The following is a 26,091-nucleotide window of genomic DNA, read 5'->3' on the forward strand; positions in this document are numbered from 1 at the left end:
GCGACCATTCCTGCTCACGACGTGCGTGCGGCTACGCGGAGCGACGGCGCCGCGCGACCTCCCACAGGGTCACGCTCGCGGCGATGCCGGCGTTGAGGGACTCGGTCGCGCTCGAGATCGGGATCGACACGATCGCGTCGCAGGTCTCGGTGACCAGGCGCGACAGGCCCTTGCCCTCGGAGCCGACGACGATGACGATCGGCCGGTCGGCCAGCTCGAGCGCGTCGAGCTCGACGTCGCCGTCGCCGTCCAGACCGAGGACGAACAGGCCCATGGACTTGAGCGACTTGAGTGTCTGCGTCAGGTTCGGAGCCATCGCGACGGGCGTGCGGGCGGCGGCACCGGCCGAGGTCTTCCACGCCGACGCCGTCACGCCGACCGAGCGGCGCTGCGGCACGATGACGCCGTGCCCGCCGAAGGCCGCGGTCGAGCGGATGATGGCACCGAGGTTGCGCGGGTCGGTGATGCCGTCGAGCGCCACCATGAGCGGGACCTGGTCGCGGGCGAACGCCTGCTCGGCGATGTCCTCGGCGACCGCGTACTGGTACGCCGGCACCTTGAGCGCGACGCCCTGGTGCACGCTGTCGTGCCCGGTGATGCGGTCGAGCTCCGGGCGCATGATCTCCATGATCGCCACACCGCGGTGGTTGGCGAGCGCGAGGATCTCCTTGACGCGGTCGTCGACCTCGATGCGGGACGCGATGTAGAGCGTCGTCGACGGGGTCTTCGTGCGGAGCGCCTCGAGCACGGAGTTGCGGCCGGTCACGAGCTCGGAGTCGTCGGTCTTCCGCGCCGGCGGACGGGTGCGGCTCTGCGGCGTCGACGAGGCGCCGTGACGCCCCTTCGCTGCCTCGAACCGGTCCTTCGCGGCCTTGCGCTTGCCGGCGGGGTGGTACGGCCGGTCCTCGGCCTTCGGGGTCGGCTTGCGGCCCTCGAGCGCCTGCGCGCCCTGGCCGCCGGAGCCGACCTGCTTGTTGCCCTTGCGGCCGGAACGGACGGCGCCGGGCCGGCCCTTCTTGTTGCCCGAGACGTTCTTCATGCGTAGCTCCTGTTCGGCACTGCCGTGTTCAGGCGATGCTCCAGCGTGTTCCGGACGGTGTGTCCTCGATCGTGATGCCCGCGGCCGCGAGGTCGTCGCGGACTCGGTCGGCCGCGGTGAAGTCCCGTGCTGCCCTGGCGTCCGCGCGCTCCTGCACGAGGCGTTCGACGAGGGCGGCGAGCGGGCCGGCCGAGGCGTCCTGGCCGGTGCCCGACCAGTGGGCGGCCCGCGGGTCGATGCCGAGGACCTCGACCATCGCGGCCACCTGATGGTACGCGACCCCGAGGGATTCCGCATCGCCGGAGTCCAGGGCGGCGTTGCCGGCGCGGACCGTCTCGTGCAGCACGGCGAGTGCCTGCGGGACCGCCAGGTCGTCGTCCATCGCCGCCGCGAAGGCGTCCGGCACGGCCGGGGCGTCGGCGAGGTGCACGCCCTCGAGCCGGGGTTCGGCGCGGGACAGGAAGCCGTCGATGCGGTCGTACGCCGCCTCGGCCTCGGCGAGGGACCCCTCGTGGTGGTCGATCGACGAGCGGTAGTGCGCGGCGCCGAGGAAGTACCGCACGACCGCGGGCCGTGCCGCCGCCAGGAAGTCCGCGGCGAAGATCGAGTTGCCGAGCGACTTCGACATCTTCTGCCCGTCGACGGTCACCAGGCCGTTGTGCAACCAGTACGAGGCGAACGGGTCGCCCGCCGCGGTCGACTGCGCGAGCTCGTTCTCGTGGTGCGGGAAGCGCAGGTCGAGTCCGCCGCCGTGGATGTCGAACGCCGGGCCGAGGTAGCGGCGGGACATCGCGGAGCACTCGATGTGCCAGCCGGGACGGCCGGGCCCCCAGGGCGAGTCCCACGACGCGGTCGCCGGCTCACCGGGCTTCGAGCCCTTCCAGAGCGCGAAGTCGCGGGCGTCGCGCTTGCCGCGGGGGTCGGCGTCGGCGGCGTCGACCATGTCCTCGCGGCGCTGCCGGGTGAGCGCGCCGTAGTCGGCCCAGCTGCCGGTGTCGAAGTAGACGTCGCCGGACCCGTCGGCCGCCACGTACGCGTGCCCGCGTTCGACCAAGCGCTCGATGATGTCGTGCATCTGCGGCACGCTCGCGGTCGCCCGCGGTTCGTAGGTCGGCGGCAGGATGCCGAGGGCGGCGTACGCGGCCGTGAACTCGAGCTCGACGCGGTAGGCGCGGGCGAACCACTCCTCGTCGGTGCCGGCGGCCAGGTCGAGGACCTTGTCGTCGATGTCGGTGACGTTGCGCACCAGGGTCACACGGTGGCCACGGTACGTCAGCCAGCGGCGCCAGATGTCGTAGACCAGTGCCGAGCGGAGGTGCCCGATGTGCGGCGACGACTGCACGGTCGGACCGCAGACGTACATGCTCACCCGTCCGTCGACCAGCGGGACGAGGTCGACCACGGCTGCGGCGCGGGAGTCGTAGAGGCGAACGGTCACGATCCCAGCCTAGGACGTCAGGCCCGCCGGACGACGGCGGTCGCGATCGCCGCGAGTCCTTCGCCCCGACCCGTGAAGCCGAGACCGTCCGTGGTGGTGCCGGACACCGCGACCGGCGCACCGACCACGGCCGACAGGGCGTCCTGCATCTCGGTCCGTCGTGCACCGATGCGCGGGCGGTTCCCGATCACCTGCACCGTGACGGACACGGGGACGAGGTCCGCGGACGCCAGCATCGCGACCGCGCCGCGGACGAAGACGTCGCCCGCGGCACCGGCGTACTGCGGATCCGACGTGCCGAAGGTCCCGCCGATGTCGCCGAGGCCGCCGGCCGACAGCAGGGCGTCGCACACGGCGTGCGCCACGGCGTCGCCGTCGCTGTGCCCGGACAGCCCCGGTTCGCCGGGGAAGTCGAGCAGGCCGACCCGGCACGGCGACGCGGCGTCGAACGCGTGCACGTCGACACCGAGGCCGACCCGGGTGTCGCCGGGTGCCGCGGAGCGGGCCCGCACGATCGACTCGGCACGGCCGAGGTCCCACGGCGTCGTGATCTTGAAGGCGTCGGCGTCGCCCGGGACGGACCGGACCGTGCGACCTGCGGCCCGGAACACGCCGGCGTCGTCGGTCTCGGAACGCTCGGACGCGGCGTAGGCCTGCCGGAGCGCACCGAGCGGGAACCCCTGCGGCGTCTGCACGGCGACGAGCGCGGACCGGTCCACGGTCTCGACGACGAGGTCCCCGTCGACGCGCTTGACGGTGTCGACGACCGGCAGTGCGGGGACGAACCCGGCACCGGAGCCGTCGTGCACGGAGCCGGCGACTGCGTCGAACACCCGGTCGAACTGGCTGGCGGGCGTCAGGCAGCGGGCCGCGTCGTGCACGAGGACCGTCTCGACGGAATCGGGCAGCGCGGCGAGGCCGGCCTGCACCGAGCCGTGCCGGTCGTCGCCCCCGGCGACCACCGCCGTGTACGCCCCGGCAGCCCCCGCGACCGCGGCGACCAGCCGGCGGCAGTCGTCGAGCAGTGCCGCCGGCGCGACCACGACGACGAGCGTCGGCGTCGCCAGGGTGAAGAGGGGCTCGATCGCGCGCGCGAGCATGAGCGTGCCGGCGACGGGGACGAACGCCTTCGCGGTGCCGATGCCGAGCCGGGTGCCGGACCCCGCCGCAACGACGACGACCGCCCGGTCCACCCCTGCGGGGAACCGTGCGGTCGTCGTCCGTGCTGTCGCGTTCAGTGGCTCAGGAGGCCAGGACCTCGTCGAGGACGGTCGATGCCTTGTCCTCGTCGGTCTTCTCGGCCAGCGCGAGCTCGGAGATCAGGATCTGCCGGGCCTTCGCCAGCATCCGCTTCTCGCCCGCGGAGAGTCCGCGGTCCTGGTCGCGTCGCCAGAGGTCGCGGACGACCTCGGACACCTTGATGACGTCACCGGAAGCGAGCTTCTCGAGGTTCGCCTTGTACCGGCGCGACCAGTTGGTGGGTTCCTCGGTGAACGGCGCCCGGAGGACCTCGAACACCTTGTCGAGTCCTTCCTTGCCGATCACGTCGCGGACGCCGACCAGGTCGACGTTGTCCGCCGGGACCTCGATCGTCAGGTCACCCTGCGTGACCCGCAGTTTCAGGTAGACCTTTTCCTCACCCTTGATGACGCGCGTCTTGACTTCAGAGATGGTTGCCGCCCCGTGGTGGGGGTAGACGACGGTCTCGCCGACCTCGAATTGCATGTATCAGGCTCCGTTCCCAGACTTCCAGTTTACCACAAGGGCGTTTCGGGTAAGGGGACCCTCAGCACGACGCCCACCCGTCGATCGGTAGGATGGTGCGGGACCGTCCGGTCCTCATCGTGACTTACGGAGGAATCTCTTGCGAGCTCGGGTACTCGTGTCCGTCGCCGTTGCGGCAACCATCGCGCTCGGCGCCACCGGCTGCGAGTTCATGTCGCCCGCGCACACCGTCGACATCAAGCAGATCACGGACGGCGTCAACGTCTCGACCGGCAAGGTGGACGTGCGCAACGCCCTCCTCATCTCGGACGACGGCACGGCCGCGCGCTTCGTCGGCACGCTCGTGAACAACGACGAGCGCGACGCGATCACCGTCTCGGTGGAGGTCGGTGGCGACACCGAGACCGTCCTCGTGCCGGCGAACGCGCACGTCGACCTGGCGAACGACTCGCAGCACGCGACGCTCGACTTCGACAGCGCCGACGCCGAGCCGGGCTCGCTGGCGAAGGTGTACTTCTCCTACCCCGACACCGAGGGCGTCTCGGCGAACGTCCCGGTGCTCTCCTCCGCGCAGGAGGAGTACGCGACCCTCGCCCCCACCTCGACGCCCACCGGTGCGGTCACCCTGCCGACCGAGACCCCGTCGGCCACGCCGACGGACGAGCCCTCCGGCGACTGACGCCGAGCGCGTCGCCTCGGCGACGCTGCGCACCGCACGGACAGGAGGCCCGGTGCGAGTCCCAGGGACTCGCACCGGGCCTCCTGTCCGTGCGTCTCAGGCCTCGATGCGGTAGCCGAGCCCGCGGACGGTCACCAGGACCTCCGGGGTGGACGGCACGCGCTCGATCTTCGAGCGGATCCGCTTGATGTGCACGTCGAGGGTCTTCGTGTCCCCGAAGTAGTCCGAGCCCCAGACGCGGTCGATGAGCTGCCCGCGGGTGAGCACCCGCCCGGCGTTCCGGAGCAGCAGCTCGAGCAGCTCGAACTCCTTGAGCGGCATCGGCGTCTCCGAGCCGTCCACCGACACGGTGTGCCGCTCGACGTCCATCCGGATGCCGCCGACCTGCAGGATCCCGCTGTCCGCTGGGTCGTCCTCGGTGCGGCGGCGCAGCACCGCGCGGATCCGTGCCAGGAGCTCCCGGGTCGAGTACGGCTTCGTCACGTAGTCGTCCGCGCCGAGCTCGAGCCCGACGACGATGTCCACCTCGGAGTCCTTCGCGGTGAGCATGATGATCGGCGCGTTCGACCGGGTGCGGATCTGCCGGCACACCTCGGTGCCGCTCAGCCCCGGCAGCATGAGGTCGAGGAGGACGAGGTCGGGGTTCTCGGAGTCGAACTTCGACAGCGCGGTCACGCCGTCGGCCGCGACGGAGGTGTCGTACCCCTCGCGCTGCAGCAGGAACTCCAGGGGCTCGCTCAGGGCCGGCTCGTCGTCGACGATGAGGATCTTGGTCACGATGGCTGCTCTTCCAGTTGCTCTTCGAGTGCTGTGGTCAGTTCGGGGTCCGCTTCGGGCAGGCGGATGGTGAAGGTCGAGCCCTTGCCGGGCTGCGACCAGACGCGCACGTCGCCGCCGTGGTTGCCGACGACGTGCTTGACGATCGCGAGCCCCAAACCGGTGCCCCCGGTGGCCCGCGACCGCGCGGGGTCGACGCGGTAGAACCGCTCGAAGACCCGGTCGAGGTCGGCCTCGGGGATCCCGACGCCCTGGTCGGTGACCGCGATCTCGACGAAGCCCTTCGACGACCGGACGCCCACCCCGACCCGGGTGCGGTCCGGCGAGTACTTCACGGCGTTCGCGATGAGGTTCGACACCGCGACCTGCAGCAGGCCGGGGTCGCCCATGACACGGAGCTTCGTCTTCTTCGCCCGGACGAGCTCGATGTGGCGTGCGCGGGCGACGACCTCGTTCGCGTCGACGGCGGCCTGCACGATCTTGTCGATGCCGGTGTCCTCGCTGTTCTGCAGCGCGTCGACCGACTGCAGGCGGGACAGCTCGATGATGTCCTTCGTCAGGGCACCGAGCCGCTCGGACTCGCTGATGAGCTGCGCGGCGAACTTCCGCACGTGCTCGGGTTCGTCGGCGGCGACCACGAGGGTCTCGGCGAGCAGGCCGATCGCGCCGATCGGGGTCTTCAGCTCGTGCGAGATGTTGGCGACGAAGTCGCGGCGCACCTCGTCGATGCGGCGGCTCTCGGTCAGGTCGTCCGCCGTGAGCAGCACGTACCGGTTGCCGAGCTGCGCGGCGCGGAAGCTCAGGTAGCCGATGAGCTCCCCGTGGTGCCCGCGCGGGAGCTCGAGGTCCTCCGAGGCCATCTCGCCGCTCTTCCGCACCCGGTCGACGACGTCGAGCAGCTCGCGGTGCACGAGTCGGCGGCGCACGACGAGCCCGGCGGTGAGCGCCTGCGGCGACGCCGCCACGACGGTGTTCGACGGGTCGACGACGACCGCCGGGTTGTGCATGGTGGCGATCACGGCCGCGACGCCGTCCGGCAGCGATCGCTCCGCGACGTCGGCTGCCCGTGCCGTGCGCTCGGCGGTGATGATCAGCACCACGACGCCCGCGCCGAAGATCCCGCCGAGGAGCATCGACAGTGGCACGAGCCACGCGTTGTCCATGCCGCCAGTGTAGGAGTCGTCACACGGGGTTCGGACCCCGTTCACCCGTGCTCGCGGTGGTTCCGGGCCACGAGCGCGAAGCGTTCAGCCGGACGTCACCGTTCGTTCACCTGGGCTGACGACACTCGTCCGGTACGCATCAGAGAGGCACTCCCCCATGCGCGAAGTCTTCCAACAGGAACTCCAGGACGTCCAGGAGCGACTGACCGAGATCGCCGGACTCGTCGAGTCCGCCATCACCCGAGCCACGCAGGCGTTCTCCGACTCGGACGTCGCCCTCGCCGACGAGGTGATCGCGGACGACGCGAAGATCGACGAGGCGGCCAACAGCCTCGACGAGATCGCGATCGACATCCTCGCCCGCCAGGCACCCGTCGCCCGCGACCTCCGCGTCGTCGTGACCGCCCTGCGCGTGAGCTCCTCGCTCGAGCGGATGGGCGACATGGCCGAGCACATCGCCCAGCTCGCCCGGCAGCGCTTCCCCGAGAAGGTCGTGCCGAAGGGCCTCCGCCCCACCTTCAAGGAGATGGGCAAGCACGACGTCGCGATGGCGCAGAAGCTCACGCGTCTGCTCGCGACCGAGGACATCGCGCTGTCCGCCGAGATCCGCGACGAGGACGACGCGGTCGACGAGCTGCACGCCAGCGTCTTCGACTTCGTGCTCGGCGAGACCTGGAAGGGCAACCCGATCGACACGGTCGACGCCACCCTGGCCTCGCGCTACCACGAGCGCTTCGCCGACCACGCGGTCTCGATCGCGAAGAAGGTCGAGTACCTGGCGACGGGCGACTGGACCGGCGCCTCCTCGGTGACGGCCTCCCCCGCCTGAACCGACGCCCCGACGTCACCGAGCCGGACGGACCCGCGGTCCGTCCGGCTCGCTGCGTTCTGCGAGGATCGAGGCATGGCACAGGTCGCGATCATCGTCAACGGCATGCCCGGTTCCGGCAAGAGCACGATCGGAGCGGCCCTGGCCGAGGTGCTCGGCTGCCCGTTCCTGTCGAAGGACCGCATCAAGGAGCCCCTGGCCGACGTCGTCGGCCCGATGATCGCGTCCCGCCCCCTCGGCGGCATCGCGATGGACACGATGTGGGCCATGGCGCGGGCCGTCGAGAACGGGGTCGTCCTCGACGCCGTCTGGCTGCCGTCACGCGACCGGGACCTGCTCGAGGCGCAGCTCGCCTCCGCCGGGTCGCCCCGCGCCGTCGAGGTGTGGTGCGACACCGACCGCGCGACCGCCGAGGAGCGGCTGCGCGACCGGTACGACCCGGGCACCGTGCCGGTGCGGCACGAGGTGCACGGGGACCTGGCGTCCGTGCTCGACTTCTGGGACGAGCACGAGGAGACCGCCGGACCGGTCGGGTTGCCCGGCGTCCCGGTGGTCCGCGTCGACACCACCGCGCCGTACGACGTCGGCGCGCTGGTGCAGGAGATCGCGTCCCACTTCGTCTGAACGCCCCCGGCTCGTGGAGCCGACCACAGCGTCGGCGCCGACCGTGCTGCGGGGGCGACAGGTCCGGGGAGCGGTGATCCGTTCCTCCCGGCAGAGCGACAGGAGTCGGCGGAACATCCGCCGCACACTGTCGCTTTCGCGAAGGTTCGCGTGCGAGCTGCTCGTGCGGCAGGGATCGCACCGGAGCCGGCGCCGGGGCTCGCACGAACGCCCCGTCCGGAGTCCGGACGGGGCGTTCTCGTGTGCTGCTACTTCTTGGCGCCCTGGGCGGCCACGGCGGCGGCGCCGGCGGCTGCGGCCTCGGGGTCGAGGTAGTAGGCCGGCTTCGTCGGACGGAAGTCGTCGTCGAGCTCGTACACCAGCGGGATGCCCGTCGGGATGTTCAGCCCGGCGATGTCGTCGTCGGAGATGCCGTCGAGGTGCTTCACGAGCGCGCGGAGCGAGTTGCCGTGCGCGGTGACCAGCACCGTCTTGCCCTCGCCCAGGTCCTTCGTGATGTCGGACTCCCAGTACGGCAGCAGGCGGTCGATCACGAGCTTGAGCGACTCGGTGCGGGGCAGCTGGTCGCCGAGGTCGGCGTAGCGGCGGTCGCCGGCCTGCGACCACTCGGCGTCGTCGGCGATGGGGGGCGGCGGGACGTCGAACGAACGGCGCCACTCCATGAACTGCTGCTCGCCGTACTGCTCGAGCGTCTGGGCCTTGTCCTTGCCCTGCAGGTCGCCGTAGTGGCGCTCGTTGAGGCGCCAGTCGCGCTTCACCGGCAGCCACGCCAGGTCGGCCTGGAGCAGCGCGATGTCGGCCGTCTGGATCGCGCGGGTGAGGAGCGAGGTGTAGAGGACGTCGGGGACGATGCCGGACTCGGCGATGAGGTCGCCGGCCCGCTTCGCCTCCTTCTCGCCCAGCTCGCTGAGCCGGACGTCGACCCAACCGGTGAACAGGTTCTTCTGGTTCCAGTCACTGTTGCCGTGACGGAGCAGGACGAGCGTGGAGGTCATGCCCCGAGTCTACCGAGCAGCACCGGCCCCGTACCCTTGTCCACATGCCCATCGGGAACGTCACGCGCGGGACCACCGGGTACAACCGGCTCCGCCGTGTCGACCGGTGGATCGCCTCGCTGCCGGCCCTGCGCCGGAGCGACGACCCACTCGTCGCCGACGTCGGGTACGGGGCCTCGCCGACGACGACGCTCGAGCTCCGCGACCGGCTGGCGCTCGTCCGGCCGGACGTCGAGGTCACCGGGATCGAGATCGAACCGGCCCGCGTGGCGTTCGCGAACGCGGGCACCCGCGACGGCGTGACCTTCCGGCTCGGCGGCTTCGAGACCCCCACGCCCGGGCAGCGCCGACCGGCCGTGATCCGGGCGTTCAACGTGCTGCGGCAGTACGACGAGTCGGCGGTGGTCGGCTCGTGGCGGATCATGCAGGACCGGCTGCAACCCGGCGGGGCGCTCGTCGAGGGCACGTGCAACGAGGTCGGGCGGGTGGCCTCGTGGGTGACGCTCGACGACGTCGCGCCGCGGACCTTCACGGTGTCGCTCCGGCTCGCCGGGCTCGACGTGCCGAGCATCGTGGCGGAACGGCTGCCGAAGGCCCTCATCCACCGCAACGTGCCCGGCGAACGGGTGCACGCGTTCCTCGGCGACCTCGACCTGTCGTGGGCGGTCGCCGCGCCGCTCGGCACGTACGGGCCCCGGCAGCGGTGGATCGCCACCGTGCGCGGGATGCGGGACCGCGGGTGGCCGGTGCTGCACGGGGTGGCGCGGTGGCGGCTCGGCGAGCTGTCCGTGCCGTGGGCGGCGGTCGAGCCCGCCTGACGCGGGCACGGTCGAGCCCGCCTGACGCGGGCGCGACGCGACCACGACACCCACACCGACACCGACACCGACACCGACACCGACACCGACACCGCGACGCATCCGCGCATCCGCGCATCCGCAACGATCCACGCGTCGATCGCCGCGTGCGCTGTCGGACGATGCACACGCACACGGTGCGTACGCACCACCCGACGGGACACCAGTCGATCGACTCGTGGGCTGTCGGAACCTGCGCATGCACCAGGCGACCGTCGACGGCAGAGGTCCGGCGGACGGACGCTAGGAGCGCTTCACCGCGCCGAGCCTCGGCAGCCGCGGGACGTTCGCCGTCGCACCGGCCCCGGGCGGCACGATGGTCTCCTGCGCCGCGGTGACGACGACGCCGTCGGCCTCGAGCGTCAGCGTCACGGTCGGGTCGAGGGAGCGCTTCACCACGGCGAGGCCGATCGGCCCGAGCTCGTGGTGCACGGCCGAGGCGGCGAGCCGCCCGACCTGCTGGTCGTCGAGCAGCACGGGTGTGCCCGGCGCGGGCAGCACGGCGTCGGAACCGTCGAGGTGCAGCTGGACGACCCGACGCGGCGGGTGTCCGAGGTTGTGGACCTTCGCGACGGTCTCCTGCCCGCGGTAGCAGCCCTTCGTCAGGTGCACCGCGGAGCGCAGCCAGTCGAGTTCGTGCGGGATGGTGCGGTCGTCGGCGTCGGACAGGGTCGGGCGCCAGGCGGCGATCCGCAGGGCCTCGTGCGCGAGCAGCCCCGCGACGGGGACCTCCGACGCGGCGATCGCGTCCGCGGTGCCGGGGGTGACCACCGCGATGCGGAGGGTCCAGTCGGAGCCGGGGTGGGCCTCCTGGGCGGCGTAGCCCCACCCGCCGGGCGTGACGGCGGCCCAGGGGTCGACCCACTCGGCGACGGGCGGTTCCGGCAGGTCCACGGACGCGAAGGGGGCGACCTCGCCGAACCAGCCGATGGTCGCGAACTCGGCGGAGCGGTCCGCGACCTCGACCCGGAGCATGAAGCGCATCGAGTCGAGCCAGCCGGCGAGCGGCGCCGCGTCGGCACGCTCGGTGAGCAGCCACACCGTCGACCCGTCGTCGACGACGCGGGCGGCGTGCTCGACGCGGCCGGCCTGGTCGAGCACGAGGGTCTCGGTGCCGACGCCCGCCGGCAGACCGGTGAGCTGCTGCGAGGTGATCGAGTTGAGCCAGGACAGACGGTCCGGCCCGGTCACCGTGACGACGCCGGTCCCCAGCTCGACCACGGCGCGGCCGCGGGCGAGCAGGCGCTGCTCACCGATCGGGTTGCCGAAGTGCGCGGCGACCGCGCCGTCGTCCGACGCGTCGTCCGACGCGGAGGCCGAGACGAACCCGTCGCGTGCCGCGAACGCCGACATCAGTCGACCTTCGCGAGCTGCCCCGAGGCGTGCGAGGTGAGTTCACGGCCGAGCGCGGCGATGTCCCACGCCCAGAAGAGCTTGCCCTCGACCAACCCGTACAGGCGGGTGGCGGCGGAGTAGTCCTTCGCGTTCGGCGAGCGCATCACGGCGTCGGTCGACAGGTCGATCCGGCCCTTCAGCACGCGGCCGACGTAGAGCTCGTTGACGCCCGTCGGGTGGATGATCGCGGCCTCGACGTCGAAGCCGTCGGTGGTGTTGCGGAGCGCCTCGACGCTCTCGACCGTGCTGAACGGCGTCGGCCCCTCGCCGAGGAGCATCGCCGGGCCGCGGTCGCCCGGCTCGGTCGGCCGGTCGATGCGCCAGTAGCCCATCTCGGCGGCGAGCGGGGTGCGGGCGTCGTCGAGGAACCAGGTCGTGGACGAGTAGTTCAGGTACGGCAGGCCGTCGTGGCTGAAGCTGACGCGCTGGCCGAACTCGTACTTGCGGACGTCCTCGTCGTCACCGACGGGGTACTCCACGACGCCGGTGCCCTCCCAGACGCCGACGAGCCAGGACAGCGGGACCAGTTCGGGGGCGAGCCCTTCGGGCAGCTCGATCAACGCTGACCCTTGAACAGCTTCACGACGACGGTCACCGAGATGAACGCGATCGCGAGCGACGCCAGGCCGAGGAGGCCGACGTAGAACAGCTCGAGCGCAAGCAGCGAATCCATGCCGCGAGTCTACGCGGCCCGGCTCAACGCGCCAGGAGCACCACCGCGGTGACGAGCACCACGACGAAGGCGCCGGACGACGCGATGCTGATGCGTTCGACCAGACCGTCCTTCGTGGCCGTGATGAGCTGCAGCACGAAGCTGACCATCACGCAGGCGACGAAGACGAGCAGCAGCCAGGCGAAGGCGTCCCGTTCGGTCAGCGTGAGCACGAGCACGGCGCCGACGACGGCCAGCACCCAGACCGGCAGCACGGACGTCAGACGGAGGCGACGCTGGTCGAGGGGCTGCACGGGCTCGGTCACGCGCTCCATCATGGCAGCACGGTCGCGCGTGCGCCGCGGACCGTCCGGCCGGGTGCGGGGTTCCCGACCATCACTAGGATGTGTCCACGACGTCATCCACCCCGCGGAGGTCCTGTGGCACAGCTCCTGGTACTCACCTCGACCGCGCCCGGCGACGTCCTGCCGAGCCTGGGACTCCTGAGCCACCGGATCCGCCACGTGCCGGCCGAGGCCTCGCAGCTGGTGAACGCCCCGCAGAGCGACCTGATGTTCGTGGACGCCCGGACCGACCTGGTCAGCGCGAAGGCCCTGTGCAAGATCCTCGCCTCGTCCGGGTCGACGACGCCGATCGTGCTCGTGGTCACCGAGGGCGGCCTGACCGCGGTCACGAGCGACTGGAACGTCGACGACGTGGTGCTCGAGACCGCCGGCCCGGCCGAGATCGACGCGCGCATCCGGCTGTCGTCCGGCCGCGCGTCGAAGGGGCAGTCCAGCTCGAAGATCCAGGCGTCCGGTGTCGTCATCGACGAGGCCAGCTACTCGGCGAAGGTGCGGGGCCGGCCGCTCGACCTGACCTTCAAGGAGTTCGAGCTCCTGCGCTTCTTCGCCACCCACCCGTCCCGCGTGTTCACCCGCGAGCAGCTGCTCAGCGAGGTGTGGGGCTACGACTACTTCGGCGGCACCCGCACGGTCGACGTGCACGTCCGGCGACTCCGCGCGAAGCTCGGCGACCTCGAGTCGCTCATCGGCACCGTCCGCAACGTCGGCTACCGGTTCAACGTCTACGACGACGAGGCCGAGCGCCTGGCGGGGCAGTAGTGCTCCCCGACCTCGACCGCTTCGTCGTCCCCGACGAGGCACCCCCGTTCTCCGACCAGACCCTGGTCGACGTCCGCGCGGGGCGCGCGACGGTGCTCGGCGACGAGCGCGGGGTCGCGGTCGTGCGCGACGGCGAGCTGGAACTCGTGGTCGCCCGGGAGGCCCGGGGTCGCGGTCTCGGCACCGCCCTCGTCGAGCAGGCGCTCGCCCTGGGCGGCGGGGCCGCTGCGCCCCGGCTCGCATGGGCGCACGGGGACCACCCCGCGGCCCGGTCGCTCGCGGCGCGGTCCGGCTGGACGGCGGTGCGCACGCTCCTGCAGCTCCGCGCACCGATCGCGTCCGACGCGCCGGACCCGGCGGTGCCGGACGGCTACTCCCTCGCCGCGTTCCGGGCCGGCGACCCTGCCGACGAGGCCGACTGGCTCGCCCTGAACGCCGCCGCGTTCGCGCACCACCCGGAACAGGGGCGGATGACCCTGGACGACCTGCACGCGCGCGAGGCCGACGCCTGGTTCGACGGCGACGACCTGCTGCTGCTCCGTGACGCCGCCGGGCGGCTGGCCGGCTCGTGCTGGCTCAAGGTCGAGGACGGCATCGGCGAGTTCTACGCCGTCGCCGTCCGGCCGGACCTGCAGGGGCAGCGGCTCGGCGGCGTGCTCATGCGGGCCGGCACCGCGCGGCTGACCGGTCGCGGGCTGACCGCGGCGGCGCTCTACGTCGAGGGCGACAACGAACCGGCCCTGGCGCTCTACCGCCGTGCCGGCTTCACGCAGCACGCGATCGACGTGCAGTACGCGGCGCCGTCCGCCGCCTGACCTGCGGACCTGCTGACCTGCTGACCTGCTGACCTGCTGACCTGCTGACCTGCTGGTAGCGTGCGGCGCATGGACCAGGGGGACCGTCAGCGACCGCACGCCGCACGCCGAGCCACGGGGGCGGGACGGTGAACACGATGATCCCGTCGGTCGCGATCGCCATGGCGGCGATGGTCGCGATCCCGGCCGCCGTCACCGCGCTCGTGCGTCGGGGTGACCGCCGCCGTCCGCCGAGCACGCTCGTCGGCGACGAGGCACCCGGGGCGCTCTTCACCGTCCGCGCCCGCCGGTGGCACCCGGTGCTGCTGCGCGTGTTCGGCATCGTGTTCCTGGTGTTCGGTGCGCTCCTCATGCTGCTCAGCCTCGCCATGAGCGGCGACCCCGAGGCCGCGGGTCCCCTGCTGTTCGGCACCGCCGTCGGCCTGTTCGGCGTCCTGTTCCTGCTGCTCGGCAACGGGATCGCACGTCGCCGCATCGAGGGCCACGACGACCGGCTCGTCGTCACGCCGATGTTCCGGGCGACGCAGGAGGTCGGTCCCGGGGCGATATCGCGCATCCGCCCGACCACGAACCGCTTCGGTGGGCTCGACATGAAGGCGAAGGGGTACCCGGGCACGATCACGGTGCTCGCGACGGACGCCGCCTACCCGTACCTGTGCGCGTGGCTCGACCTGCGGGCACCGGGACCGTGGGGCGAGTTCGTCCGGTCCACCACACGCTGACGGCCGTTCACCGCGCGTTCCCGCAGCGGCCACCTGAGCCGGTCCGGCGGCGGTGGTCGGGTGGCAGGATGTGGGGATGGACACCGAACCGCAGCTCGACGGCGAATCCGTCGCACCCGACCTCGACGACTTCGACGAGGTCGTCGAGATCGAGCACGAGTCGCTGCCCTCGGACCGCTACTTCGACCGCGAGCTGAGCTGGCTCCGCTTCAACCAGCGCGTGCTCGAACTGGGCGAGGACCGCACGCAGCCCCTGCTCGAACGAGCGAACTTCCTGGCGATCTTCGCGTCCAACCTCGACGAGTTCTTCATGGTGCGGGTCGCCGGCCTGAAGCGTCGCATCGACACCGGCATCGCGGTGCCGACCAACGTCGGCCGTGCCCCGAGCGACGTCCTGCGCGACATCGCCACGAAGGCGCACGAGCTGCAGGACCGGCACGCACAGGCCTTCATCGGGTCGCTCAAGCCCGACCTCGACGCCGCGGGCATCCACGTCGAGCACTGGTCCGACCTGGACGAGGCCGACCGGCAGCGCATGCGCGAGTACTTCAACGAGCAGATCTTCCCGGTGCTCATGCCCCTGGCGGTCGACCCGGCGCACCCCTTCCCCTACATCTCCGGGCTCTCGCTCAACCTGGCCGTCCGGGTGCGCAACCCGAAGTCGCAGCGCCAGGAGTTCGCACGCCTCAAGGTGCCGCAGAACTTCTCCCGCTTCATCAAGCTGCCGGACGACAACTCCGGCCGGATGCGCTTCATCCCCCTCGAGGACCTCATCGCGAACCACCTCGACGACCTGTTCCCGGGGATGGAGGTCCTCGAGCACCACGTGTTCCGGGTCACCCGCAACGAGGACGTCGAGATCGAGGAGGACGAGGCCGAGAACCTCATCCAGGCCCTCGAGCGCGAGCTCCTGCGCCGCCGGTTCGGTCCGCCGATCCGCCTCGAGATCACCGAGGACATGGACCCGGTGACGCTCGACCTGCTCGTGCGCGAGCTCGACATCACCGAACAAGAGGTCTTCCGCCTGCCGTCGCCGCTCGACCTCGGCGGGCTGTTCGAGATCGCGAAGATCAACCGCCCCGACCTGCACTACCCGAAGCACGTGCCGACGACGCCCGTGCAGTTCCAGCCGGGCGAACCGAACACCAAGCCCGACCTGTTCCGCGCCATCGCGGCGAAGGACGTCCTCGTGCACCACCCGTACGAGTCCTTCGCGACGAGCGTGCAGGCGTTCCTCGAACAGGCCGCCGCTGACCCGAACGTGCTCGCGATCAAGCAGACGCTGTACCGCACGTCGGGCGACAGCCCCATCGTCGAGGCCCTCATCGACGCGGCCGCCGCCGGCAAGCAGGTCCTGGCGCTCGTCGAGATCAAGGCGCGCTTCGACGAGCAGAACAACATCACCTGGGCCCGCAAGCTCGAGAAGGCCGGCGTCCACGTGGTCTACGGCCTGGTCGGGCTGAAGACGCACTCGAAGCTCGTGCTCGTCATCCGGCAGGAGGGCGGCACGCTCAAGCACTACAGCCACATCGGCACGGGCAACTACAACCCGAAGACCTCGCGCATCTACGAGGACATGGGCCTGTTCACGGCGGACGACACCGTCGGCAAGGACCTCACGCGGCTGTTCAACGAGCTGTCCGGCTACGCGATCGAGAAGAAGTTCAAGCGGCTGCTCGTCGCCCCGCTGCACCTGCGGAAGGGGCTGCTCAAGCGCATCCAGACCGAGGCCGCGAACGCCCGCGCCGGCAAGCCGTCGGGCATCCGCATCAAGGTGAACTCGATGGTCGACGAGCAGATCATCGACGCGCTCTACCTGGCCAGCCAGGCCGGGGTCCCCGTCGACGTCTGGGTCCGCGGCATCTGCTCGCTGAAGCCCGGCATGGAGGGCGTCAGCGACACCATCCGGGTGCGGAGCATCGTCGGCCGCTACCTCGAGCACTCCCGCGCCTTCGCGTTCCACAACGACGGTGACCCGGCGGTGTTCATCGGCAGCGCGGACATGATGCACCGCAACCTGGACCGCCGCGTCGAGGCCCTGGTGCGGCTCACCGCACCGGACCACATCGCCGAGGTGCAGGAGCTCTTCGACCTCGCGATGGCGGACACCGCGAGCTCGTGGCACCTCGAGTCCGACGGCGAGTGGACCCGGCACTCCACGGACGATGCCGGCCGCCCGCTCGAGGACGTGCAGAATGTGACCATGCGGAAGATCTCGGCGCGGAAGCGCTCCACTCGGTGAGCGGCGGTTCCGCGGGCCCGGTCGTGGCCGGGGGCGCCGTCGTCTGGCGCGAGGAGGACGGCACGCCCCTCGTGCTGCTCATCCACCGCGACCACCACAAGGACGTCTCGCTGCCCAAGGGCAAGGTCGACCCGGGCGAGGCCGTGCCGACCACCGCGGTGCGCGAGATCGCCGAGGAGACCGGGTACCGCGTGCACCTCGGTGCGCCGCTCGGCACCGCCGAGTACGTCCTGCCGAACGGCCGCGACAAGGTCGTGCACTACTGGGCCGCGCGGGTGTCCGCGAAGGAGTACGCCCGGGCCGGCGCGTTCACGCCGAACCACGAGGTCGCCGCGCTCGAGTGGGTCACGATCGACGACGCCCGGAACCGTCTGACCTACGAGCGCGACGTTGCGATCCTCGACCGGTTCGCCGAGCGCGCCGCCGCGGGCCAGCACCGCACGTTCGCGCTCATCGCCCTGCGGCACGCGAAGACCGTGCCCGGCTCGGAGTGGAACGGCCCGGACGCGACCCGTCCGCTCCTGCCGGTCGGACGGTCGCAGGCGAAGGCCGCCGCCCCCGCGGTCGCGGCGTTCGGCCCGAAGAAGATCGTGTCGAGCACCGCCGCACGCTGCCTGGCCACGGTCGAGCCGCTGTCGGCGACGACGAAGGTCGGGGTCGCGAGCACCGCGGACATCAGCCAGGACGCCCACGACCGCGGCGCGGCCGACGTCAAGGGCGTCGTGCGCCGCCGCCTCGACAAGGGCAAGACCGTCGTGCTCTGCTCGCACGGGCCGGTGCTGCCCGACCTCATCGCACGGATCGCCACCGCGACCGCGGACGACTCCGGCCGGTTCGACCTGCGCCGCGCCGCGATGCTCTCGGTCGGCGACTTCTCCGTGATGCACATCGCCGACGGCACGCTCGTCGCCGTCGAGACGCACCGCAACACCGTCCCGGCGTAGCGCGCGCCGGCGCCGTGCCGCGCGCGCGTCGCCCACGTGCCCGCGCCCGCGCCCGCACGGCCGCGCCACGTCGAGTGAGCAGAAGACGTCGGGTCAGCGACACCGACCCGACGTCTTCTGCTCATTCGGTGCGCCGACCAGCCCCGACGACCGGCCCCGACGACGACGCGGCCCCGGCCTCCGGCACGCCAGCGATCATGCGTCTGCATGTTCCGAACACGCGCACAGTGTTCCCGATCCTGCTCCCCGCGCGGGTGCGGCGCCCGCCGCCCCGTCCGGGACAACCCCTCGTTCACCTGCCGTTCACCAGCGTGGGTGAGTCCCGTCACCTCGCGTCCCTACAGTCGCTCCCGGGTCAGCACCGGCCCACGGGACCAGCAGCGGTCCCACCTGCAATGACATTCCCGAAGGGACCCCTGTGAACATCAAGCGAATCGGTTCGATCGCAGCAATCGCGATCGCCGGCGCAGTCGTGCTCTCCTCCTGCGCGGCGAACGAGGACGCGGGCAACGGCCCCTCCTCCGGCTCGAGCACCAGCTCCGACCTCACCGGCACCCTGACCGCTTCCGGCTCGTCGGCGCAGGGGACCGCGCAGGCGACCTGGGCCGCCGGCTTCCAGCAGATGGCCTCCGGCGTGACGGTCAACTACTCGCCGGACGGCTCCGGCGCCGGCCGCGAGAACTTCATGTCGGGCGCATCCGACTTCGCCGGCTCGGACGCCGCGCTGAAGGACGAGGAGCTCTCGGGCAAGTTCGAGGCGTGCGCCGCGGACTCCAAGGGCATCGACATCCCGGTCTACATCTCCCCGATCGCCATCGCCTACAAGGTGGACGGCGTCAGCGACCTGACCCTCGACGCGAAGACCATCGCGGGCATCTTCTCCGGCAAGATCACCAAGTGGGACGACTCGAAGATCGCCGACCTGAACGACGGCGTCGACCTGCCGGACGCGGACATCACGGTCGTGCACCGCTCCGACGACTCGGGCACCACGCAGAACTTCTCCGAGTACGTCTCGGCGAACGCCGGCGACGTCTGGACCGAAGAGCCGAGCCAGACCTTCCCGTACTCGGTCGGCGACGCAGCCAAGGGCACCTCGGGTGTCGCCTCGGCCATGGGCAGCGCCTCGAACGCGATCACCTACATCGACGACTCGGGCGCCGGTTCGCTCGACAAGGCGAAGCTCATGGTCGGCGACAAGGCCACCGAGCTCTCGGCCGAGGGCGCTGCCCAGGTCGTCGCCGACTCCGACATCGTGTCGGGCCGTGAGGACAACGACCTCGCGATCGACATCGACCGCAAGGACACCGCCGACGGCGCATGGCCGCTCGTCCTCGTCTCCTACGCCATCGCGTGCCAGGAGTACAAGGACGCCGACAAGGCCGCGCTGGTGAAGGGCTACCTCGACTACGTCGTGAGCGACGAGGCCCAGGACGCCGCCGCCAAGGAGGCCAAGTCGGCTCCGCTGTCGGACGACCTCGCCGAGAAGGCCAAGGCCGCGGTCGACTCGATCAAGTAGCACCCTGAGTGCCCGGACGCCGGTCCCACCCACCTGACCGGCGTCCGGGCACTTCGCCCGTCCACCGGGCGTCCAGCCCCACACCCGAACCCGTCGCCTCCCCCGGCGTTCCTCCGACAGGAGTCCCATGACGACCGCACCGGCCCAGCCAGGGGCCACCGTCACCCCCACCAAGCCGAAGGCCGTCGTCCGCGTCGGTGACCGGGTCTTCTCCGCCGCGTCGGTCATCGCCGGCGGCCTGATCCTCTTCGTGCTCGTGCTCGTCGCCGCCTTCCTGGTCTGGCAGAGCATCCCCGCGTTCGCCGCGAAGGCCGGTGAGCTCCCGAACAACGCGACGAGCTTCTGGCAGTACGTCGGTCCGCTCGTCTTCGGCACCGTCTGGTCCGCGCTCATCGCGCTCGTGATCGCCGTGCCGCTCGCCCTCGGGATCGCCCTCTTCATCTCGCACTTCGCACCGCGGCGCCTCGCCCCGGTGCTCGGCTACGTGATCGACCTGCTGGCAGCGGTGCCGTCGGTCGTCTACGGCCTCTGGGGCATCGTCGTGCTCGCCCCGTTCGTGAAGCCCTTCTACGCCTTCCTGAACGAGTACCTCGGCTGGTTCCCGCTGTTCTCCGGCCAGGTCTCCGGCACCGGCCGCACCATCCTGACGGCGTCGATCGTCCTCGCCGTCATGGCGATCCCGATCATGACCGCGGTCATGCGCGAGATCTTCCTGCAGGCGCCGACCCTCAACGAGGAAGCCGCCCTGGCCCTCGGCGCGACCCGCTGGGAGATGATCCGCCTGTCGGTCCTGCCGTTCGCGAAGTCCGGCATCGTGTCCGCGATCATGCTCGGCCTCGGCCGCGCGCTCGGCGAGACCATGGCGATCGCCCTCGTGCTCTCCGTGTCGACCAACATCACCTTCCAGATGCTGACGTCGCAGAACCCCTCGACGATCGCGGCGAACATCGCCCTGCAGTTCGCCGAGGCCTCCGGCACCGCCCTGAACGCCCTCATCGCCTCGGGTCTGATCCTGTTCGTCATCACCCTGGTCATCAACATGCTCGCGCGGTACATCGTCCGCTCGCGGGTCAGCTGAGAGGTCGCACCCGATGTCCCTCGCGCTCCGTCAGACCGGCACGGCCGGCAACGTCTACGCCAACGGCAAGCTGCACAAGTCCGTGCCGTGGCTGCTCCTCGTCGGCAGCTGGGTCGCGCTCGTCGCGGTCTTCGCCCTGCTCAACGCCGGCGGCTCGGTCGGCGACTTCAACGTCGTCGCCGCGCTCTTCCTCGGCACCGTGCTGTTCGACGTCCTCATCGTCGTCGTCTCCCGCATCGTCGAGGGCGGCCGGCAGGCGGTCGACCGCCTCGTCACCTCCCTCGTCGTCACGGCGTTCGTCATCGCGCTGCTGCCGCTCGTGTCGCTCCTGTGGACCGTCCTCGCCGACGGCCTCGCCCGCTTCGACGCGAACTTCTTCTCGTACTCGATGCGCGGCGTCATCTCCGAGGGCGGCGGCGCCGTCCACGCCCTCGTCGGCACGCTCGAGATCACGCTGTTCGCGGCGCTCATCTCGGTGCCGATCGGCCTGCTCACCTCGATCTACCTGGTCGAGTACGGCCGCGGCGCACTCGCGAAGGGCATCACCTTCTTCGTCGACGTCATGACGGGCATCCCGTCGATCGTCGCGGGTCTGTTCGCCTACTCGCTGTTCGCGCTCTTCCTCGGTCCGGGCGCCCGCTTCGGCCTGGTCGGCTCCGTCGCCCTGAGCGTCCTGATGATCCCGATCGTCGTGCGCTCCACCGAAGAGGTGCTGAAGATCGTGCCGATGGAGCTCCGCGAGGCCTCGTACGCGCTCGGCGTGCCGAAGTACCTCACCATCCTCAAGGTCGTGCTCCCGACGAGCCTCGCCGGCATCACCACCGGCGTCATGCTCTCGATCGCCCGCGTCATCGGCGAGACCGCCCCGCTGCTCGTCACGGCCGGCTTCACCGCGAGCATGAACTACGACCTGTTCAAGGACCCGATGATGACGCTGCCCGTGTACGCGTACACGCAGTACTCGCAGCAGGGCGCCAACCCGGTGCCGTTCGTCGACCGGGCCTGGACCGCCGCACTCGTACTCATCCTCATCGTGATGCTGCTCAACCTGCTGGCCCGGTTCATCACCCGCCTCTTCGCCCCCAAGCTCTCGCGCTAGCGAACCCACTTCCCCACCCACCAGAAGGATCCACGTGTCCAAGCGCATCGAGGTCGACGGCCTCAACGTCTACTACTCGAAGTTCAAGGCGGTCGAGGGGGTCGACATCACCATCGAACCCCGCACCGTCACCGCGTTCATCGGCCCGTCCGGCTGCGGCAAGTCCACGTTCCTCCGCACGCTCAACCGCATGCACGAGGTCATCCCCGGCGCTTGGGTCGAGGGCTCGGTCAAGATCGACGGCGACGACCTCTACGGCCCCGGTGTCGACCCGGTGCTCGTCCGCCGCCAGGTCGGCATGGTCTTCCAGCGTCCGAACCCCTTCCCCACGATGTCCATCAAGGACAACGTGCTCGCGGGCGTGAAGCTCAACAACAAGCGCATCTCGAAGTCGGAGGCCGACGACATCGTCGAGCGCTCCCTGCAGGGCGCGAACCTGTGGAACGAGGTCAAGGACCGCCTCGACAAGCCCGGCATGGGCCTGTCCGGCGGCCAGCAGCAGCGTCTCTGCATCGCCCGCGCCATCGCCGTGCAGCCCGACGTGCTCCTCATGGACGAGCCCTGCTCGGCGCTCGACCCGATCTCGACCCTCGCCATCGAGGACCTGATCGAGGACCTCAAGAAGGAGTTCACGATCGTGATCGTGACCCACAACATGCAGCAGGCCTCGCGCGTCAGCGACAAGACCGCGTTCTTCAACATCGCCGGCACCGGCGCCCCGGGCAAGCTCATCGAGTTCGACGACACCGCCACGATGTTCTCGAACCCGTCCGTGCAGGCCACCGAGGACTACGTCTCGGGTCGCTTCGGTTGATCGCCGTCCGTCCGTCACGCTGACGGACAGCCGGGAGGCCCGGTGCACGTTCGCCACGGACGCGCACCGGGCCTTTCGTGGTTGCGCTGGGTACCGCGTCGGGCACCAGGACGGCCGATGCGTGCACGTGTTCCGACGGAACACCCGTCGATCGACACGTGGGCCGTCGCACGATGCACGTGCATCCGGTGCGAGCGCATGTTCCGACGGAGCACTCGTCGAACGACATGTGCACCGTCGCACGATGCACGGGCATCGACCACGGGCACTGGCACGACCACGACCACGACCACGGGCACGGGTACGGGAACGGGCACGCCCACGCCCACGCCCCACCCGCTCCCCACCCGCTCCCCGCGGGCGCTGCCTGGTGCAGGCGTGCGGAAACGACGAAACCGCTGTCGTGTGACAGCGGTTTCGTCGTTCGGAGTCGGAGCCCGACCCCGACGCGGGGCGGGGGCTCGACCCCGGCGGCCTCAGGCCGTGGTGGTGGGGACGGCCATGATCGGGGTCGTGGTCGGCTGGTCCGAGCCACCGGCGGGCTCGACCGTCATGCCGATCGTCGCACCGTCGGACATCGAGCCCTTCAGCACGGCGGAGTGCACGCCGTCCGCGGCACCGTCGACCAGGCCGGCGGCGGTGATGGCGCCGCCCTCGGCCTCGCCGCCGATGTACCAGAGCTCGTACGTCTTGCCCTTCGGCGCCTGCTGCACGCCGTCGAGGATCACCGCGGACTTGCCGAGGTCGTTCGACCACACGACCGTCGCGGACCCGCCGCCCTCGACCTTGGTCGTGGTGCGCTGGAAGTCCGACGCCGCGTAGATGCGGTCGAGGCCGCTCGAGGCCTGCGTGGTGCCCGGGCCGGAGCTGTTCGACGGGTCGAACACGGAGCCGACCCCGAGCCCACCGAAGAACACCGCGGCGACGGCCGCGGCGGCGGTCAGCATGACCGCCGGACGCTGGAACCAGCGGCGGCGGGCCTCGGAGGACGCCCGACCACCGGCGGTGGGGCCGGCGTCGATGGAGGTGACCTGCGCTGCGGGCGCGGGACGGGCCTCCTGGGCGGGTGCGGTGCGTGCGGTCGAGGCGACCGGCGCTGCCTGGGGGGTCGTCGCGATCTGTGCCAGCAACGACGTCTTGAGCGACGCGGGTGCCTCGACCGGAGCGACCGCGTAGGCCAGCTGGAGCGCGGTCTCGCGCAGTGAATCGGTCTCGGCCTGCAGCTCGGGTGACGTCGTGAGGACGTCCTCGAGGAGTGCGCGCTCGTCATCGGACAGCGCGTCGAGTGCGTAGGCGCCCGTCAGCAGGGCGGGGTCGTCGTGTCGTTCGGTCATGAGGTCACCCCCATCTCGTCTCGGAGTCGGATCATCCCGTCACGGAGACGGGTCTTGACGGTGCCGATGGGGACACCGAGGTGTTCGGCCATCTCGCTGTGCGAGTAGCCGCCGTAGTACGCGAGCTGCACCGCCTGCCGCTGGAACTCGGTCAGCTTGCCGAGGGCGCGGCTGACCCGTTCGTGCTCGATGCGGATCTCGACCGATTCGGAGACCTGGTCGTACCCGGCCTCGAGGTCGCGGATGCCGATCTTCGTGTCGCGGTCGTGCGAGCTCTGGGAGGCCCGGACCCGGTCCACCGCCCGGCGGTGCGCCATGGTGAGGATCCAGCTCGCTGCGGTGCCGCGCTTGCGGTCGAAGCGGGTGGCTTGCTGCCAGACCTCCAGGAAGACCTCTTGGGTGACCTCCTCCGACTGGGCGCGGTCCCGGAGGAGCCGCGTCACGAGTCCGAGGACCCGCCCGGAGACGAGGTCGTAGAGGTCGGAGAATGCAGCCTGGTCACCGTCCGCGACCCGGGCGAGGAGGTCGTCCGGCGATGCCTGTGCTGGCTCGGAGCTCCAGCGTTCGGTGTCGCTATCCACGAGGGCAAGCATTGCAGGTTTCCCTCCTCTCGGTGCATCGGTGTCGGTGGGAGTCTGCGTCGAGTTCGGCGCGAGGCTCCGTTCTGGTGACGGGAGACCGGTGTGACCCACAGGGAATTGACCGGCTGGCGCCGGCCCGGGTCACACCGGACCCTCGTCGTCGTGCCGGTCAGGAACCCCGGCACACTGATGATTCGGCACGGTGCCCGAGGCGGATTGGAACAGATCCTGGGGAGTCCTCACGGGCACGCCCGACGACGGATGTGTCCACCGAGAGTGAACACGGGTCGTGCGGTCAGCCGACGTCTCGTAGACTGTTCTCTGCCGGGCCGCAGCAAGCCCCGGGCTCCAAAATTCGCCGCTTCGAGCGGCCTCGCGCCGAGAGGCGCTTCTGCGGCCCGGTTCTTCTCTGCCCGGACGCGGGTCGCGGTCGGTCTGCGTCGGCGTCGGCGTCGTTCCGCTTGGTGAGCAGGAACGATCGTTCCGCTTGGTGAGCAGGAACGGTCGAGTGGCGCGACGCGACCCGACACCGTGTGCTCACGATGTGCGCGGGCATGCGGCGCGCGGCGTCCGGACGGGAGGCCCGGTGCGGGTCCGCTCCGCTGCTCGCTAGTCCAGACTGTCGCGACGCCAGAGCGCCGCCGCCTCGGTGAGGTCGGCCCCCAGCTCCGTGAGCCGGAGCGCCCGCGTGGTCAGCTCGCTCGCCCGGTCGGCCGCCGTCAGGTCGGACTCGTCCGCCACCGCGGTCGCCCCGGCCGCGGTCAGGCGGCAGAACGCCGCGCCGCGGTCGAGCGCCGTGGCGAAGTCACCCGTGTACAGGCCGTGCAGGATGCGGTCGGCCAGGGTCAGGATCTCGGCGGGACCCGTCGGTTGCTCGGCGCCGGCGACGGCCTGGTCGATCGTGCCGATCCGCTCCGTCCCCCGCTCGAACAGGTGGGCGATCTCCTCCGGGTTCTGCCGGATCACCGTCCGCACCAGGTACACCCGCCACAGGGCACCCGGCAGGGTGTGCGCACCCACGCGGGCCCAGAGCTCCGCGATCGCGTCGATGCCGTGCACGTCCGTGTAGGTGACGAGTCGCTCGACCACCGCGGGGTCCGGGTCCTGGCGCACCCGGTGCAGCAGCGCGTTCGCGGTCTCGTGGGCGACACGGTTCACGAGTGCAGGGTCCTCGCCACCCTGGATGGCGGCGAACTCGGCGTCGGTGAAGTGGACGGGACGGTGGTGATCGCGAGGCACCGCGTCAGTGTAGGCACGGCCGGTGACACGCCCGCCCCTCGTTCGCCCAGAACGCAACCGTGCCGCCGCGCGTACTCTGTTCGGGCAGGGAGGCACCCCTCCCGGACGTGGAAGAGAGGACCCCCTCGTGAACCCCCTGCTCATCATCCTGGCCGTCATCGCGGTCATCCTGCTGTTCGTCGGCGGCTTCGCCGCGAGCCTGAAGTTCCTGCTCTACGTGGGCATCGTCCTGCTCGTCATCGCGCTCGTGCTGTGGGTGGTCCGGACGCTCACGGGACGTCGGGGCTGACCCCGCTCCCACCGGTTCTTCCTGGAGGCCCTCACCCGCTAGCCTTGCGGGTGAGGGCCTCTAGCTCAGTTGGTAGAGCACCGGACTTTTAATCCGAGGGTCGTGGGTTCGAGCCCCA

27 protein-coding genes are annotated in these 26,091 nt (G+C 71.0%); 14 read left to right on the top strand and 13 right to left on the bottom strand.

Translation table 11 applies throughout. The annotated features are described in order from the left end of the window. Positions 1-31: 31 nt before the first annotated feature. Genes rlmB through BIU97_RS03385 form a run of 4 tightly spaced genes read right to left on the bottom strand, consistent with a single transcriptional unit; the run spans position 32 to position 4,202 of the window. Positions 32-1,039 (bottom strand): 23S rRNA (guanosine(2251)-2'-O)-methyltransferase RlmB, encoded by a 1,008-nt coding sequence (gene rlmB, locus BIU97_RS03370; protein ID WP_071262646.1) that lies wholly within the window; start codon positions 1,037-1,039, stop codon positions 32-34. Positions 1,040-1,067: 28 nt separating this feature from the next. Next, on the bottom strand, positions 1,068-2,477 hold the full coding sequence (cysS, locus tag BIU97_RS03375; RefSeq protein WP_071297078.1) for a cysteine--tRNA ligase: 1,410 nt from the start codon (positions 2,475-2,477) through the stop codon (positions 1,068-1,070). Between the two features lie 17 nt (positions 2,478-2,494). Next, complete coding sequence (gene ispD, locus BIU97_RS03380; protein ID WP_071297079.1) at positions 2,495-3,670, bottom strand: 2-C-methyl-D-erythritol 4-phosphate cytidylyltransferase; 1,176 nt, start codon at positions 3,668-3,670, stop codon at positions 2,495-2,497. Between the two features lie 49 nt (positions 3,671-3,719). Beyond that, complete coding sequence (locus BIU97_RS03385) at positions 3,720-4,202, bottom strand: CarD family transcriptional regulator (RefSeq protein WP_017888066.1); 483 nt, start codon at positions 4,200-4,202, stop codon at positions 3,720-3,722. A 139-nt stretch (positions 4,203-4,341) separates the two neighbouring features. On the opposite strand from BIU97_RS03385, the gene BIU97_RS03390 reads away from it, so the two are divergent. After that, positions 4,342-4,881, top strand: a complete 540-nt coding sequence (locus BIU97_RS03390) for a hypothetical protein (protein ID WP_071297080.1) — start codon at positions 4,342-4,344, stop codon at positions 4,879-4,881. Between the two features lie 96 nt (positions 4,882-4,977). Here BIU97_RS03390 and BIU97_RS03395 read toward each other — a convergent pair whose 3' ends face one another. Both BIU97_RS03395 and BIU97_RS03400 read right to left on the bottom strand, forming a co-directional pair. Beyond that, entirely contained in the window at positions 4,978-5,658 is a 681-nt protein-coding gene (locus tag BIU97_RS03395) for a response regulator transcription factor (RefSeq protein WP_071254112.1), read from the bottom strand. Then, positions 5,655-6,821: a sensor histidine kinase gene (locus tag BIU97_RS03400; RefSeq protein ID WP_071254110.1), complete on the bottom strand. Its 1,167-nt coding sequence runs from the start codon at positions 6,819-6,821 to the stop codon at positions 5,655-5,657. Before BIU97_RS03400 ends, BIU97_RS03395 begins: the two co-directional genes overlap by 4 nt. 157 nt (positions 6,822-6,978) lie before the next feature. Between BIU97_RS03400 and phoU the strand changes: the two genes are divergently transcribed. Together phoU and BIU97_RS03410 are read left to right on the top strand one after the other, a co-directional pair. After that, positions 6,979-7,650, top strand: a complete 672-nt coding sequence (gene phoU, locus BIU97_RS03405; protein ID WP_071254109.1) for a phosphate signaling complex protein PhoU — start codon at positions 6,979-6,981, stop codon at positions 7,648-7,650. Positions 7,651-7,725: 75 nt separating this feature from the next. After that, positions 7,726-8,274, top strand: coding sequence for an AAA family ATPase (locus BIU97_RS03410; RefSeq protein WP_071254107.1), 549 nt, complete (start codon positions 7,726-7,728; stop codon positions 8,272-8,274). 248 nt (positions 8,275-8,522) lie between these two features. Here BIU97_RS03410 and BIU97_RS03415 read toward each other — a convergent pair whose 3' ends face one another. Continuing rightward, positions 8,523-9,269 carry a phosphoglyceromutase gene (locus tag BIU97_RS03415; protein ID WP_071297081.1) on the bottom strand — a complete coding sequence of 249 codons (747 nt, stop codon included), beginning with the start codon at positions 9,267-9,269 and terminating at the stop codon, positions 8,523-8,525. A 44-nt stretch (positions 9,270-9,313) separates the two neighbouring features. Between BIU97_RS03415 and BIU97_RS03420 the strand changes: the two genes are divergently transcribed. Then, positions 9,314-10,087, top strand: coding sequence for an SAM-dependent methyltransferase (locus BIU97_RS03420; protein ID WP_071297082.1), 774 nt, complete (start codon positions 9,314-9,316; stop codon positions 10,085-10,087). 282 nt (positions 10,088-10,369) lie between these two features. On the opposite strand, the gene ygfZ is transcribed toward BIU97_RS03420, so the two are convergent. From ygfZ to BIU97_RS03435, 3 genes are all read right to left on the bottom strand, one after another. Further along, positions 10,370-11,479 (bottom strand): CAF17-like 4Fe-4S cluster assembly/insertion protein YgfZ, encoded by a 1,110-nt coding sequence (gene ygfZ / locus BIU97_RS03425; RefSeq protein WP_071297083.1) that lies wholly within the window; start codon positions 11,477-11,479, stop codon positions 10,370-10,372. Next, positions 11,479-12,081, bottom strand: a complete 603-nt coding sequence (locus tag BIU97_RS03430; protein ID WP_071297084.1) for an FABP family protein — start codon at positions 12,079-12,081, stop codon at positions 11,479-11,481. Before BIU97_RS03430 ends, ygfZ begins: the two co-directional genes overlap by 1 nt. A 136-nt stretch (positions 12,082-12,217) precedes the next feature. Then, complete coding sequence (locus tag BIU97_RS03435; protein WP_139195880.1) at positions 12,218-12,499, bottom strand: hypothetical protein; 282 nt, start codon at positions 12,497-12,499, stop codon at positions 12,218-12,220. 114 nt (positions 12,500-12,613) lie between these two features. Between BIU97_RS03435 and BIU97_RS03440 the strand changes: the two genes are divergently transcribed. From BIU97_RS03440 to pstB, 9 genes are all read left to right on the top strand, one after another. Continuing rightward, the gene (locus tag BIU97_RS03440; RefSeq protein WP_071254096.1) at positions 12,614-13,297 is read left to right on the top strand and encodes a response regulator transcription factor; all 684 of its coding nucleotides are present in this window, start codon (positions 12,614-12,616) and stop codon (positions 13,295-13,297) included. Then, positions 13,297-14,112, top strand: coding sequence for a mycothiol synthase (gene mshD / locus BIU97_RS03445; RefSeq protein WP_071297085.1), 816 nt, complete (start codon positions 13,297-13,299; stop codon positions 14,110-14,112). The genes BIU97_RS03440 and mshD overlap by 1 nt, the downstream gene beginning before the upstream one ends. Positions 14,113-14,249: 137 nt before the next feature. Then, the gene (locus tag BIU97_RS03450; protein WP_139195881.1) at positions 14,250-14,834 is read left to right on the top strand and encodes a hypothetical protein; all 585 of its coding nucleotides are present in this window, start codon (positions 14,250-14,252) and stop codon (positions 14,832-14,834) included. 76 nt (positions 14,835-14,910) lie between these two features. Then, positions 14,911-17,076 (top strand): RNA degradosome polyphosphate kinase, encoded by a 2,166-nt coding sequence (locus tag BIU97_RS03455; RefSeq protein WP_071297087.1) that lies wholly within the window; start codon positions 14,911-14,913, stop codon positions 17,074-17,076. Continuing rightward, complete coding sequence (locus tag BIU97_RS03460) at positions 17,073-18,020, top strand: NUDIX hydrolase (RefSeq protein WP_071254085.1); 948 nt, start codon at positions 17,073-17,075, stop codon at positions 18,018-18,020. Before BIU97_RS03455 ends, BIU97_RS03460 begins: the two co-directional genes overlap by 4 nt. A gap of 418 nt (positions 18,021-18,438) precedes the next feature. Then, a complete protein-coding gene (pstS, locus tag BIU97_RS03465; protein ID WP_071254083.1) occupies positions 18,439-19,539 on the top strand; it encodes a phosphate ABC transporter substrate-binding protein PstS in 1,101 nt (366 codons plus the stop codon). A gap of 127 nt (positions 19,540-19,666) precedes the next feature. Beyond that, positions 19,667-20,617 (top strand): phosphate ABC transporter permease subunit PstC, encoded by a 951-nt coding sequence (gene pstC, locus BIU97_RS03470; RefSeq protein ID WP_071254081.1) that lies wholly within the window; start codon positions 19,667-19,669, stop codon positions 20,615-20,617. A 13-nt stretch (positions 20,618-20,630) separates the two neighbouring features. Further along, on the top strand, positions 20,631-21,716 hold the full coding sequence (gene pstA / locus BIU97_RS03475) for a phosphate ABC transporter permease PstA (protein ID WP_071297088.1): 1,086 nt from the start codon (positions 20,631-20,633) through the stop codon (positions 21,714-21,716). A gap of 34 nt (positions 21,717-21,750) precedes the next feature. Next, positions 21,751-22,530 carry a phosphate ABC transporter ATP-binding protein PstB gene (gene pstB / locus BIU97_RS03480; RefSeq protein WP_071254077.1) on the top strand — a complete coding sequence of 260 codons (780 nt, stop codon included), beginning with the start codon at positions 21,751-21,753 and terminating at the stop codon, positions 22,528-22,530. Positions 22,531-23,006: 476 nt separating this feature from the next. Here pstB and BIU97_RS03485 read toward each other — a convergent pair whose 3' ends face one another. The 3 genes from BIU97_RS03485 to BIU97_RS03495 form a co-directional block, all read right to left on the bottom strand. Then, positions 23,007-23,864: an anti-sigma factor gene (locus BIU97_RS03485; RefSeq protein WP_071254073.1), complete on the bottom strand. Its 858-nt coding sequence runs from the start codon at positions 23,862-23,864 to the stop codon at positions 23,007-23,009. Beyond that, positions 23,861-24,457, bottom strand: a complete 597-nt coding sequence (locus tag BIU97_RS03490) for a sigma-70 family RNA polymerase sigma factor (RefSeq protein ID WP_071254072.1) — start codon at positions 24,455-24,457, stop codon at positions 23,861-23,863. The genes BIU97_RS03485 and BIU97_RS03490 overlap by 4 nt, the downstream gene beginning before the upstream one ends. 597 nt (positions 24,458-25,054) lie before the next feature. Further along, a complete protein-coding gene (locus BIU97_RS03495) occupies positions 25,055-25,684 on the bottom strand; it encodes a DNA-directed RNA polymerase subunit beta (RefSeq protein WP_071254071.1) in 630 nt (209 codons plus the stop codon). A gap of 127 nt (positions 25,685-25,811) precedes the next feature. On the opposite strand from BIU97_RS03495, the gene BIU97_RS17925 reads away from it, so the two are divergent. After that, on the top strand, positions 25,812-25,973 hold the full coding sequence (locus BIU97_RS17925) for a hypothetical protein (RefSeq protein WP_175472133.1): 162 nt from the start codon (positions 25,812-25,814) through the stop codon (positions 25,971-25,973). Positions 25,974-26,091 lie beyond the last annotated feature (118 nt).

The sequence above is a fragment of the Curtobacterium sp. MCBA15_009 genome (assembly GCF_001864895.1).
Lineage (GTDB): Bacteria > Actinomycetota > Actinomycetes > Actinomycetales > Microbacteriaceae > Curtobacterium.